This is a genomic window from Streptomyces sp. JNUCC 63, assembly GCF_054366325.1.
This window is the reverse complement of record NZ_CM135963.1, coordinates 8470581-8482888: the sequence shown is the minus strand read 5'-3', so window position 1 is coordinate 8482888 and position 12308 is coordinate 8470581. Positions and strand designations below refer to the sequence as shown.

Below are 12308 nucleotides of genomic sequence, written 5' to 3'. Positions count from 1 at the left end.
CGCATTGCGCGGGAACGGCGTCACTACCGTGAGAAGGAGAACCATGCGTATTCGCCATGCCCTCGCGACCTCTGCCGTGGGCGCCGCACTCGTACTTGGCACCATGACCGCCCCTGCTCAGGCCGCTGAGCTGTCCCAACAGAACGTGATGGGCGTCATCCCTTCATGGTGTTACGGAGGGGAGCAGTGGGATGTGGACGGATACACCTTCGGTATCCGCTGCGACGTCACAGACGCCTACTACGCCAAGGTCACCTGCGTGAAAAACGGACAGACAATGACTACGACGGGCGTGCAGACCAACAACAACCGCTGGTCCTACGCCTACTGCAGCTCACTGGGGGCGGGTTGGCGGGTGAAGCCTGGTACGGGAACGGCCATCAGGAGGGCCGCCTGAGCTTCCGCCCCCGTCGGAAATAGGTCCTCTCTCCGTCGGGAGGCTTGCCCCATTGTCGCGAGCTGCGGCGATGGGGCAAGCCTTGCCAGTCGGCCGTTGGCACGATGAGAGCCGATGCCGGATATACCCTGGCGGCATGGGCAGGGCGGCATTGGCGGCGGATGCGGCGGACGCGGGTGAGGACCGAGACGGTGCAGGCCGGCGTGACGTCCAGTTGCCCGGAGTGTGGTGCGCGTGGTGGGGACCTGTCCCAAGGCCCAAGGCCAGGTAGTTAGCGTTCTCGCAGGTCACGCAAGGGGTGTTGACGTCCATGCAGTCGCTGCGTAGAGGCCAGGGCCGATCTTGTGGATGAGTCCGTCGTCGGCCCATCGGGAGAGCTGTCTGTACATGGTGTGCAGTGTGATGTCCCCGAAGTGCGCGGCGATCTCGCGGGGGCGCCAGAGGCGGGTGGGGTTCTCCTGGAGCAGGGCCAGGATTCTGTGCCTGCGGCGCCGGGTGGGGAGGACATACCGGTCGTCACGGGAGCGGGTGGGCAGGGCCGGCTGCGTTTCCGGGGGTTCGTGGATGGAGATGTCGAGGCTGGTGACGGCAAGGGTGACGTCAGGCCGTCCGTCGTCATGACGCTCGCTGTAGCGGGACATCGGTGATTTGACCTTGTGGGTGCTCACCCGCTGCCGCCTGGCCGGGAGCAGGCCAGCGAGAAGCTTCTGTCCGATGCGGCCGGCCGCGGCGTAGTTTGCTGTGCCGACGCCGGCGGCCTGGACGACCTGGTCGCGAGCTGCCTGGAAGGCGATGGTGAAGCCGCAGCGGTCCGGGTCGGTGCCCGGGACGGACTCGGCGGCATCGACCATGACCGTCCGCAGGGCCTGGTAGAGCGTCAGCAGCGCCCACATCTCCTGTTCGAGGCCGACGGGGTCGCCGGAACGCAGGACGCGTCCGGCCATGATCGTGTGTCGGAGCGCGTAATACGCCGATTCGTGTTCCCACCGCTGGTGGTAGAGGCGCGTCAGCGAGGCGGCGGGGTAGCGTCGGGAGTCGGTCAGGCTGGTGGCCAGGCGGTAGGAACCGGTGAAGCACGTGCCGTCGGCGCACGTCACGGTGATCTGCGCGTCGATGACCCGCACCCTCACGGTGCCGATCACCGACAGGTACGAGCCGTCGGCCAGACGTGTGAGGACCGGGGTACGCCCAGGGCCCCGGCGTTTGCCCGGCTCGTCCGAAGTTGAGTCGGTTGAGGTTGGCGGCGGGCCCCAGAAGCAGGCGAACACGGCCCCTGTGGATCATGGAGTTCTCTACGCTTCAAGATCCACGAAGGTGCCGTGTTCGTCCCACCATCATCCCTCATCGCTGCTCCTGCTTGCCCCGCGCCCCGTCTGGAAGCGCTGGGCGAGGGTGTCGCACGGGATCAAGTCCGTAGCCTGGTCGCCGAGTTCGAGTCACTCACCGATCCACGCGGAGCCAGCGGGGTGCGCTACCGGCTCTCCTCCCTGCTGGCCCTGGTGGTCTGCGCGATGACACCCGCGGGCCACGACTCCATCACCGCGGCAGCGGAGTGGTGCCGGCGTGCGGCCCCCGAGGAACTGGCCGCCTTCGGCCTGCCCTACCACCCGCTCCTGGGCCGCTACCGGGTGCCGAGCGAGAAGACCCTGCGCGGCGTGCTGGGACGCCTCGATCCGGCCGAGCTCAGCGCGGCCGGGTTCGCCTACCTGAAGTCCCTGCTCCCCAACGAGCCCGCAACTCCCGCACCGCTGATGCCCGACGGCGGCCAAGAACGCGAACAGCGCCGGGCTCACCAGGCTGCCACCCAGACCGATCCGGTGCGCCGCAGGCGCCAGGCGATCGCAGTGGACGGCAAGTGCCTGCGCGGCGCAAGACGCCCTGACGGCAGCCGGGTGTTCGTGCTCTCCGCGGTCCGCCACAACGACGGCATCACCCTCGCCTCGCGTGAGATCGGCGCGAAGACGAACGAAATCCCCGAGTTCGCGCCCCTGCTCGACCAGATCGACGATGCCGACCTCGCCGGGGCGGTCATCACCGCCGATGCCCTCCACGCCCAGCACGCCCACGCCACCTACCTGCGCGAACGCGGCGCCCACTACCTCCTCACGATCAAGAACAACCAGCGCGGTCAGGCGCGCCAACTCCACCGGCTGCCCTGGAAAGAAGTCCCCGTGATCCACCGTGACGACGCCCGCGGCCACGGCCGCCGCGAGCAGCGCCTGGTGCAGGTCGTCACCGTGGACGGCCTGCTCTTCCCGCACGCCCGCCAGGTCCTGCGCATCCAGCGCAGACGCCGCCTGTACGGGGCGAAGAAGTGGTCCAGGGAGACCGTCTACGCCATCACCGACCTGTCTGCCGAGCAGGCCGATGCGGCCGAGATCGCCGCCTGGGCCCGCGGGCACTGGACCGTGGAGAACACCGTCCACTGGGTGCGTGATGTCGTCTTCGGCGAGGACAAGTCCCAGGTCAGGACCCGCAATACGCCCGCCGTGCTCGCCGCCGTCCGCGACCTGATCCGCGGCGTACTCAAGCTCGCCGGGTACGTCAACACCGCCGCCGGACGCCGAGCCCACACCGAACGCCACCGCGTCCTCGCCCTCTACGGCATCACATGATCAACCGGACATCCGAGGCAAACGCCGGGGCCCTGGGGGTACGCCGGTTGCTGCGGAGCCGGCCCAGGAACTGGGCACGGGTGGCACTCACTGCGGCGAGGAAGGCATTGCCGTCGAAACCCTTGTCCCACAGCACCAGCATGTCCGGCCGCAGCAGGTGCAGAAGGCGGGAGGCATAGCTGGTCTCGCCCTCGTCGGTGGGGCCGAAGACCACACCGAGGAGGGCCCGTGTCCCGGTCTCGACGAGTGTCATCAACTCAAGCGTGGGATAGCCGTGATGGGAGGTCCGGCCGAGCCATGCCCGGTTGCGCTCCGTGTCGGGGCCCTTCTGCGAACTGCAGCCGTCGAACGACACCGTCCGGTACGGGCCGAAGCTCACTCCGGGGGGCGTCGGCCGCGCCAGCGGCCCGGCCAGTACGTCGAACAACGCCCGCACCGGTGTGGCTCCCAGCCTGCGCCGCAGGTCCCGCAGCGCCTTCGGAGTCGGGGAAGCGACCGGCACGTCGGCCAGCCCTGCCGTCAGCTTGTCCCAGACGAGCCGGTAACCGACTTCGGGAAAGAGACACATCGCCAGCAGAAAGTAGATGCCGACACGGGACGGGAGATCACGCAGTCGTCTCTGGAGGCGACGGGTCTCGTGAAGGACAGCGTCGACCAACTCGAACGGCACGATGGCCGTCAGCTCGCCCAGATGACCGGGTGCGAACCTCCCCGCGGCCACGGTGACCGGACGGGTGATGGCCATCATCGGCGCATGCAGGAGATGATGAGACGGCAACGGAGCTCCTTGGAGACAAGCTGTCTTGGTCGACTGCCTGTACCAACGAGCTCCGTTGTTCTACGTCGGAAGTCCTTGAACGCCCCTTGCGTGATCTGCGAAAACGCTAACTACCTGGCCTTGGGACAAGGCCCGTGGACGGTCAGGGTCGAACATCCTGCCTCGGTAACGTACTGCTCTCCCGCCTGCCGCAAACGGGCCTGGTATAGGCGGCGCGCGGCGGACGCCGGATTGTGAGACCGCGCATTCGACGGCTGACAACGCCCGCGCCGAAGCTCGATGATCAGCAGTTCGTTGCCCCGCAGCAGAACGCGTACGCGTTCTCCGATGAAGTAGGCGGGCACCGAGTAGTGGCTCTGGCGGACGGTGATCCGGCTGGTCCGGTCGACCTTGGGAGTCAGCGTGATGCCGCACTCGAAGTCCTCGGTCGGAAGCGGCGCCAGTTCCTCGGCCTCGATGCGGAAGTTGAAGCCGATCGAGGTCAGTTTCCCGCGCAGGATCCGCTCGTTCTCCTCCTCGTCGATCGTGGCGATGCGGGCGTTCAGTTTCTCCAGCGAGGGGACATCGGGGAACGGGACCAGGTGGGCCCGGGGGAACCTCAGTTCTCGTGAACAAAGCCAAAGGGTGCAGATCTTCTGAGGGTGCCTCGTTGGGGTGATTCGCAGGGGTTCGGGATGTGGCCGGTCGTGCCGACTTCTACCGTCGCCGGGGTCGAGCCCGCCGTGAAGGGTGCGGGTGCTGAGCGAGGGTGGGTGTGGTGTGCCGTCGTTGATGGAGGCGTTGGAGGCCCGGCGGGCTGAGGTACTGGGCCAGGCCGAGCGGCTGCGTGAACAGATCGCCGGCCTGTCCGAGGAGTTGTCGCGGGCAGAGGAACAACTGGCGCGGTTGCAGATCGCGCGGGAGACGGTGGAGGAGGTGCTGGCCGCGCCGTCTTCCCCGGTGCCGGGTCCGGACGCCGCGGGCGGGGATGCGGGCGGGGTCGCGGTGGCGTTGGTGAAGGCGGAGGCCGAGCTGGACGTGACGGTGATGTCGCCGGAGTACCGGGAGATCATCGCCTTGTTCGCAACCTCGGGGGCGGCGATGCGCTGCAAAGAGGTCTGCCAGCAACTGGGTCTGGGGATCGAGTCGCGGCACGTCGAGGGGATGCGCTCAAAGCTGAAGCGGCTGGTGGAGCGCGGGATCCTGGCCGAGCCTTCGTCCGGGCTGTTCAAGGTCGACGGCAGGAAGCAGGGGTGGTGAGCGTGGCGGGGCCTGCTGACGGTGTACTCGCGGAGTGTGAGAACGCCTTCGCCGCCTCGGCGGGTCTGTTCGCCGCGGTATGTGCGGAGTTGGCGGCCCCTCAGGCCGCGGTGATGACGCACGCGCAGTTGGAGGCCCTGCTGGGGGCGCGGATGCGCGAGGTCACCCGGCAGTTGTTCCAGGACCACCTGACCCTGCGGGCCAGGGACGAGGCGCGTCGCGAGGAGGTCGTGGACGCCGCCGGTGTCGAGCGCACCCGCATCGAGGGTCATGTACCTTGTAGTGGTGTAACGGCGTCGGGTTGATCTTCGTTGAGGTAGATCCTGTCCATGCTTCCTTCGGGGAGGTAGCGGCGGGGGAAGGCGATCCATTCGTCGTGCATCTCGACGAGGACGGCGGTGGCGAGGCGTTCGAGGGCGTCGGGATTGGGGAAGATCTGGACGACGTCGACGCGGCGCTTGATCTCCCGGTTGACCCGCTCCAGGGGGTTGGTCGACTGGATCTTCTTCCAATGTCGCTCGGGGAAGTCCGCGAACGCGGTCAGGTCCGTCTTGGCCTCCAGGAGCATGGCTTTGACCTTGGGGAACTGTCGTCCGAGCATGTCGGCGACGGTGTCGAGCTGGGAACGGACGGCTTCGGCGGTGGGCTGGGCGAAGATCGTGCGGATCGTCGCAGCCACCATCTCGCCGGAGTCCTTCGGGATCACCGCGAAGACATTGCGCAGGAAATGAACGCGACACCGCTGGTAGGCGGCGCCGAGCATGACCTTGCGGACGGCCTTGACCAGGCCCAAGTGGTGGTCGGCGATGACCAGGCGGACGCCGGTCAGGCCGCGTTCGCGCAGCGAGCGCAGGAACTCGCTCCAGAACACCTCGGTCTCGCTGTCGCCGACCATCAGCCCGAGGACCTCGCGACCGCCGTCCTCGGTGATGCCAGTGGCGATGACCACGGCCTGGGAGACGATCTGGTGGTTCACCCTCGCCTTGCAGTACGTCGCGTCGAGATAGATGTAGGGGAAGCGGATGTGGTCCAGGGGCCGGGTGCGGAACACGCTCAGCTCGGCGTCCAGGGCGCCGCAGATCCGGGAGACCTCGGACTTGGAGATCCCGGTGTCGCTGCCCAGGGCCTTGACCAGGTCGTCCACGCTGCGGGTCGAGACGCCTTGGACGTATGCCTCCATGATGACGGCGTAGAGGGCCTGGTCGATGCGGCGCCGGCGCTCCAGCAGGCTGGGGAAAAAGCTGCCGGTGCGGACCTTGGGGATCGCCAGGTCCAAATCGCCGGCCTGCGTGGTGAGCACCTTCCCCCGGTGCCCGTTGCGCATCGTCGTGCGGGTCTCGGTGTGCTCGCCGCGCTCCGCGCCGATGTGCGCGGTGGCCTCGGCCTCGATGAGTTCCTGCAGGATCCGCTGGGCCAGGACCCTGATCAACTCGATTCCGTCCGCCGTACGCAGTGACTCCATCAGCCGGAGTAAGTCATGCTGGGACAAGGCCATCGTGTCACCTCTCTCAACGAGCTTCTCTACTCGGAGAGTTGCGCGATGGCCGCCCCATGACCAGGGGCTATGCAGAGATCGCTGTTACACCACTCGGCGGGACACCATCGCATCGAGCGTGGCCGGCGCCGGACATTGGCCACGGTGTTCGGCAAGGTCACCGTGGTCCGGATCGCCTACCGCGGCACCGGCGTGGCGGACCTGCACCCGGCCGATGCGGTGCTGAACCTGCCGGACGGAATGCACTCGCACGGGCTGGCCAGGCTCGCCGCCATCGAGTCCGCCCGCGGCAGCTTCGCCGACGCCTGCGAGCGGATCAACGCCCACACCGGCGCCGGTATCGGGCACCGGCAGGTCCAGGAACTCGCCATCGGCGCCGCGGCGGACATCGACGCGTTCTACGACGCCCTCGTGCCGGCTCCCTGCACCGACACCACGCCACTCATCTTGTCGGTCGACGGCAAGGGCGTGGTCATAAGACCCGAAGCCCTGCGCGAGGACACCGCGAAGGCCGCGGCGGCCAAGGGCGGCAACGCGATGAAGACCAGGCTGTCGGCCGGGGAGAAACACGGCCGGAAACGGATGGCCACCCTGGGAGCCGTCTACGACGCCGAACCCGCCCTGCGCACGGTCGACGACGTCATCGCCGACCCGGACCGGCAGGACGACGCCGTCCACGGCGCGGCGCCCGAGCGCCGCCCTGGGCCGAAGGCCCGCTCAAAATGGCTGTGCGGCTCGGTGAACGACACCGCCGCGCAGGTGGTCGGTGCCGTGTTCGATCAGGCGGAGCACCGCGACCCCGGCCACCACCGCCCGTGGGTCGTCCTGGTCGACGGGGCCCGCCACCAGATCGACCTCATCAAGGCCGAAGCACGGCAACGCGGTGTGAAGGTCCACATCATCGTCGACCTGATCCACGTGCTCGAATATCTGTGGCGAGCGGCATGGTGCCTGCACGACAGCGGTGATGCCTGTGCCGAAAACTGGGTCGCCCGCCATGCCCGCGTCCTGCTCGGCGGCGGCGTGCAGCAGACCGCGACCGCACTCGAGGAAGCCGCCCGCGCCGCCGGATTGCGCGGCGCCCGGCGCAAGGGCATCGACGAGGCCGTGAACCACCTGACCGGCAAGGCCGAGTACCTGCGTTACGACACCGCCCTGGAACGCGGCTGGCCGATCGCCACCGGGATCATCGAGGGAGCCTGCCGGCACCTGGTCAAAGACCGCCTGGACATCACCGGCGCCCGCTGGGGCCTGTCCGGAGCTGAAGCCGTACTCAAGCTGCGTGCCGTCCGCGCCAACGGCGACTTCGACGCCTACTGGGCCTGGCACCAGCAGCAGGAATGCACCCGCAACCACCAGACGCGCTACCGCGACCAGCTCATACCCACCTCCTGATCGACAGCACCCTCATTGGATCTGCACCCAAAGCCAAACACCCCACCCTTGACTGGTTACCCCATGCTTTTGGCGCCGTCCAGGGACTCGCGGATGATGTCGGCGTGGCCAGCGTGCTGGGCTGTCTCGGCGATGATGTGCATCAGCACCCGGCGGGCCGACCATTCCGCATCGGCCTCGAACCAAGGAGCCTTCGGCAGCGCCTGGGCGGCGTCCAGGTCGGGCAGGGCGGAGACCAGCTCGTCAGTCCGGCGGGCCACCTCGTCGTAGTCGGCCAGCACACCGGCGAGCGTCTCGCCGGGCAGCAGCCGGAACTCCTCGGCCCGCCGGGCGTAGTCGGCCTCGGTCCAGGCGGTGAAGTCGGGCATCGCGGACGGTCCGTCCAGGATGAAGTTCATCCAGATCCGCTCGACCGCGGCAACGTGCTTGATCAAGCCGCCCAGGCACAGCTCGCTGACGGTGCTCCGCTGCCCGGCCTGCTCGTCGGTGAGGTCGCGGGTGGTCAAGCGCAGGAAGTGCCGCTGCTTGGCCAGCGCCACCAGCAGGTCGGCGCGCTCGCCAGTGGCGGTCGGCTCGTTGACGGTCAGGGTCCCGCTCATGGTCTTCGCCCTCCGTTGTTTTTGCTCGTCGGTCAAGGACCACGGTATGGGCCACAGAGGTCACTTTCTGACCTGAATCCCGGAAGAATCGGGGACATGGCGAACACCAGCACCCGGACGCTGCGGTTGCTCTCCCTGCTCCAGACCCACCGGTACTGGCCTGGCAACGAACTGGCCGATCGGCTGGGAGTCTCGATCCGCACCCTGCGCCGGGACATCGACCGGCTGCGCGAGCTGGGCTATCCAGTCCAGGCACAGCGCGGCGTCGATGGCGGCTATCAGCTCGCCGCCGGCGCGGCGTTGCCGCCACTAGTGATCGACGACGAGGAGGCGGTCGCTCTGACCGTGGGCTTGCAAGCTGCCGCGGAGGACGCGATGGAGGGCATCGCCGAGGCCTCGGTCCGGGTGCTGGCCAAGGTGGTGCAGGTGATGCCGGCCCGGCTGCGGTGCCGGGTCGAGGCGCTGCGCGCCATGACCGTGCCCGCCGATCGGCGTGGCCTGGCCGGCGCGGGCGTGAACCCGGGCGAGCTCACTGTGGTGGCGCTGGCTTGCCGCGACAGCGAAGGGCTTCGCTTCTCCTACACCGCTGCCGACGGCCGGCACTCCGAACGGCACGTCGAACCGCATCGGCTGGTCTGTCTCGGGCGCCGCTGGTACCTGGTCGCGTACGACCTCACCAGGCACGATTGGCGCAGCTTTCGGCTCGACCGGCTCACCGCGCCACAGGGCAGCGGTGTCCGGTTCAGGCCTCGCGCCCTGCCCGCCGCCGACGCCGCCGAATTCGTCCGGGCCGGACTCGACAGCGTGCCCCGCCCGTACCAAGTCGAAGTCCTGGTGGACGCCCCAGCCGCAACCGTTCGTGAACGGATCGGCCGGTGGAGCACGGTCGAGGAAGTTGATGCCGGCCAGTGCCGGGTGCACATGACCGCCGACTCACTGGACTGGCCCACCATGGCGCTCGGCGTGCTCGGCGCTGACTTCCGCGTTCTCGACCCGCCCGAACTGCTCGACCAGATCAACAACTGGGGCATCCGGTTCAACCGGGCAGCCCGGCAGGTACGGGTGCCGCCCCGGGCATAGTCGGACGTGCCAGGGAGGAGGCGGATGACGCTCTCGACCCCGGATGCCGACTCATGGGCGCAGATCACACCCGGCCCGAGACCGTCAGGCCTGGACCCATGCTGCTACAGGCGCTATGGGGCGTTCGGCATCGGATGTTTGCCGCAGCTTCTGCTCCGGTTGAAGGCCGTGGGCGACGTGCTACTGCTGCGTTCCTCAAAGATGGTAAACAAAGCGGCGGCGCGGTGTGCGGGTCGGTGGTGCGGGGCGTCCCCAGATCCAGGGTCTGGCACGGGAGTTGAGCTGGGTGGTGGCCAGTGAAGATCCACCATCTTGAAGTTGCTGGTCACGGGGCTGGTGTGAGTCGTTGATCGTGCTCTCGCGCTGGTCGGGGGCGGTTGTCGGAGCTCAAGATCGTCTGCCGTTTCGGCGATCACGGATCCACGGGTTTCCCGGCGTGCGCGGGGCGCCTGTCCGTACGATCCGGGCGGGAGGTGCATCGGGTGGCCCAGGAAGCGGAACCGGACCTTCGCGAGCTGATCACGGCCCGCAGAGCGGAACTGGAGTTGCAGGCGGAGAAGTTGAGTCAGCAGCTTCAGGAAGTACGCGAGGAGCTGGAGGAGCTCGCCGTGGCCGAGCGGGTTGCGCGTCGGCTGGCCGAGCAGCTGCGCGTGGAGCGGGAAGCGGTGCCGGCACCGGCTGCCGGGCAGGTCGCGGGCCGTGCGGTGCTGCTGGTGCCGCCGCGCGAGCGGGGCATGGACGAGGCGGTGCTGCCCGCGGACTACCAGCGGATCATGGACGTGGTGCGGCGGGCGGAAGGGCCGGTCATGGTCAAGCAGGTCTGCGCCGGGCTGGGGATGTCCTCCGAGCCGGCCCGCTCGGAGGCAATGCGCGCGAAGCTGAACCGGCTGGCCGAGCGGGGCTGGCTGCGCAAGCCGGCCGACGGGAAGTTCACCACCACGCTGTGAGCGTCCGCCCAGGACCGTAACCCAAGGGCCCCCGACGGCAGTTGGTGTCGTATGCGAAACAAGACCAGCCCCGCCGGGGGCACCGAAACGGTTGTCTACCAGTCCAGCCTCACGCTGTCCACGGCCACCCTGACCCTCCTCGGCGACCTGCTGCGCGGCCACCTGAAGAAGATCGGCTCGCGGTGGCGCAAGCTGCCGCCCGGAAGAATCGCCACGATCGTGCTGGCCGTTCTCCGCCATGACCAGCGGCTTGCCGACATGGCCGGCGGCAACCGCATCTCCGCGACCACGGTGCGCCGCTGGGTGATGGAGGTGATCGAACTGCTCGCCGCGCGGGCCGAGCGGCTGGACCGCGCGCTGCAGAAGGTCACCCGAAAGGGTGGCCACGTGGTCCTGGTCGACGGCACCCTGATCCGCACCCGGCGCCGCACCGGGAAAGACAACCGGCGCAACTACAGCGGGAAACACAAGACCCACGGCCTGCTCTTCCTGGTACTCACCGACGACAAGGGCCGCCTGCTGTGGATCTCCGCGGCCCGCCCGGGACGCTCCTCGGAGATCACCACCGCCCGCTACAACAGGCTCGTCGAGCAGCTGCGGGCCCACGAGCTGGGCGCCATCGGCGACCTCGGCTTCACCGGCCTGGACGACGATGTGGACAACCCCGTGGTCATCACCGGCTACAAGGCCGCCCGCACCAAGCCACTCACGAAGGCGAAGAAGCAGGTCAACAAGCTGATCGCGTCCGTCCGTGCGGTCTGCGAGCACGCCTTCGCCCACTTGAAGAACTGGCGCATCCTCACCAAGCTCCGGCTGTCGGCCCGTTACGCGACCACGCTGCTGCGGGCGCTGCTCGTGCTGACCAACACCGAGGTCGCACGCTGACAGACGATCTTGGGAGCAGGCAACCGCCCGCGACCAGTACGAGTACGAGATCGCTGACTCACACCAGCCCCGATGACCTGCGGGTTCGAAGTTGGAGGAAGCTCACTGCCGAGACCACGAGAGGCTGCCGCAGGTCAGCGAGTCACTCATCACCTGGGCGTCGATCACGCTGATGACTCGCCGCCTCACCCGCAAGCGGGTACGGCTCTCAGCTAATTAGGCCGAACCTCTCAAGGGCGGGGCAACTGGGCAAGGGCGGCGCGGCCGATCTGTAGCAGCGCTGAACCATCCATGTGGGTCTTGGCGAGAAACTCGATGCCCTGCATGACCGCGAGCAGCAGCCGTCCGAGCTCCTGGGGATCTGCGCTCGCGTTCACAGTTCCCTCGCGCTGCGCTTCCTTCACGCAAGCGATCAGAAGGTTTTCGACGACTTGGTACGTTGCCCTGGCCCGCGAGGCAACATCGGGTTCCTGACTGTGCAGCTCCGATGTGCTGTTGACCATGAAGCAACCGCGCCGCTGCGGGTCTTCTTCGAATCCTTGGGCCGCGTCGTCGAGGAGGCGGGTCAGACGTTCGATGGCCGTACCCCGCCCGGTGAGGATCGTCCGGACACCGTTCAACTGCTCGTCGCGGTAGCCGTCCAGTACGCGCAGGAAGAGTTCACGCTTGTCACCGAACGCCCCGTAGAGACTGCCCTTGCCCAGCCCCGTGGCGCCCATCAGGTCCTGTAGCGATGTGGCTGCATAGCCCCGGTTCCAGAACTGCTCGCGCGCGGACTTCAAGATCTGGTCTTCGTCGAAGTTCCGAGGGCGCCCCATGGCAGACACTGTACCCTTTCTTGACCTTGCGGTCCAAAAGAGTGCGAGCGCAGGCGGGCC

The 12308-nt window shown here is 68.0% G+C and carries 14 protein-coding genes; 8 read left to right on the top strand and 6 right to left on the bottom strand.

What is annotated here, in order from left to right:
* Nucleotides 1-43: 43 nt before the first annotated feature.
* Nucleotides 44-397: a hypothetical protein gene (locus ACX25U_RS39595; protein ID WP_454387291.1), complete on the top strand. Its 354-nt coding sequence runs from the start codon at nucleotides 44-46 to the stop codon at nucleotides 395-397.
* A 287-nt stretch (nucleotides 398-684) separates the two neighbouring features.
* Here the strand turns inward: ACX25U_RS39595 and ACX25U_RS39590 are convergent, their stop codons facing one another.
* Nucleotides 685-1539, bottom strand: coding sequence for a hypothetical protein (locus ACX25U_RS39590; RefSeq protein WP_454387289.1), 855 nt, complete (start codon nucleotides 1537-1539; stop codon nucleotides 685-687).
* 177 nt (nucleotides 1540-1716) lie between these two features.
* On the opposite strand from ACX25U_RS39590, the gene ACX25U_RS39585 reads away from it, so the two are divergent.
* On the top strand, nucleotides 1717-3012 hold the full coding sequence (locus ACX25U_RS39585) for an ISAs1 family transposase (protein WP_454387287.1): 1296 nt from the start codon (nucleotides 1717-1719) through the stop codon (nucleotides 3010-3012).
* Here the strand turns inward: ACX25U_RS39585 and ACX25U_RS39580 are convergent.
* Together ACX25U_RS39580 and ACX25U_RS39575 are read right to left on the bottom strand one after the other, a co-directional pair.
* Nucleotides 3005-3790 (bottom strand): transposase domain-containing protein, encoded by a 786-nt coding sequence (locus ACX25U_RS39580; protein WP_454387285.1) that lies wholly within the window; start codon nucleotides 3788-3790, stop codon nucleotides 3005-3007. The genes ACX25U_RS39585 and ACX25U_RS39580 overlap by 8 nt on opposite strands.
* 110 nt (nucleotides 3791-3900) lie before the next feature.
* Entirely contained in the window at nucleotides 3901-4233 is a 333-nt protein-coding gene (locus ACX25U_RS39575; RefSeq protein WP_454394716.1) for a Mu transposase domain-containing protein, read from the bottom strand.
* Nucleotides 4234-4561: 328 nt separating this feature from the next.
* On the opposite strand from ACX25U_RS39575, the gene ACX25U_RS39570 reads away from it, so the two are divergent.
* Together ACX25U_RS39570 and ACX25U_RS39565 are read left to right on the top strand one after the other, a co-directional pair.
* Entirely contained in the window at nucleotides 4562-5029 is a 468-nt protein-coding gene (locus tag ACX25U_RS39570; RefSeq protein ID WP_454387283.1) for a hypothetical protein, read from the top strand.
* Nucleotides 5030-5031: 2 nt separating this feature from the next.
* Nucleotides 5032-5334 carry a hypothetical protein gene (locus ACX25U_RS39565; RefSeq protein ID WP_454387282.1) on the top strand — a complete coding sequence of 101 codons (303 nt, stop codon included), beginning with the start codon at nucleotides 5032-5034 and terminating at the stop codon, nucleotides 5332-5334.
* Here ACX25U_RS39565 and ACX25U_RS39560 read toward each other — a convergent pair.
* On the bottom strand, nucleotides 5298-6524 hold the full coding sequence (locus tag ACX25U_RS39560) for an IS256 family transposase (protein WP_454387281.1): 1227 nt from the start codon (nucleotides 6522-6524) through the stop codon (nucleotides 5298-5300). The genes ACX25U_RS39565 and ACX25U_RS39560 overlap by 37 nt on opposite strands.
* 69 nt (nucleotides 6525-6593) lie before the next feature.
* On the opposite strand from ACX25U_RS39560, the gene ACX25U_RS39555 reads away from it, so the two are divergent.
* A complete protein-coding gene (locus ACX25U_RS39555) occupies nucleotides 6594-7919 on the top strand; it encodes an ISKra4 family transposase (protein ID WP_454387279.1) in 1326 nt (441 codons plus the stop codon).
* Nucleotides 7920-7975: 56 nt separating this feature from the next.
* On the opposite strand, the gene ACX25U_RS39550 is transcribed toward ACX25U_RS39555, so the two are convergent.
* The gene (locus ACX25U_RS39550; protein ID WP_454387277.1) at nucleotides 7976-8518 is read right to left on the bottom strand and encodes a DinB family protein; all 543 of its coding nucleotides are present in this window, start codon (nucleotides 8516-8518) and stop codon (nucleotides 7976-7978) included.
* 96 nt (nucleotides 8519-8614) lie between these two features.
* On the opposite strand from ACX25U_RS39550, the gene ACX25U_RS39545 reads away from it, so the two are divergent.
* From ACX25U_RS39545 to ACX25U_RS39535, 3 genes are all read left to right on the top strand, one after another.
* Complete coding sequence (locus tag ACX25U_RS39545) at nucleotides 8615-9598, top strand: helix-turn-helix transcriptional regulator (protein ID WP_454387276.1); 984 nt, start codon at nucleotides 8615-8617, stop codon at nucleotides 9596-9598.
* A gap of 482 nt (nucleotides 9599-10080) precedes the next feature.
* Entirely contained in the window at nucleotides 10081-10545 is a 465-nt protein-coding gene (locus ACX25U_RS39540) for a hypothetical protein (protein WP_454387274.1), read from the top strand.
* A gap of 51 nt (nucleotides 10546-10596) precedes the next feature.
* On the top strand, nucleotides 10597-11430 hold the full coding sequence (locus ACX25U_RS39535; RefSeq protein ID WP_454387272.1) for a transposase family protein: 834 nt from the start codon (nucleotides 10597-10599) through the stop codon (nucleotides 11428-11430).
* Nucleotides 11431-11660: 230 nt separating this feature from the next.
* Here ACX25U_RS39535 and ACX25U_RS39530 read toward each other — a convergent pair whose 3' ends face one another.
* Nucleotides 11661-12248, bottom strand: a complete 588-nt coding sequence (locus tag ACX25U_RS39530; RefSeq protein WP_454387270.1) for a TetR/AcrR family transcriptional regulator — start codon at nucleotides 12246-12248, stop codon at nucleotides 11661-11663.
* Nucleotides 12249-12308 lie beyond the last annotated feature (60 nt).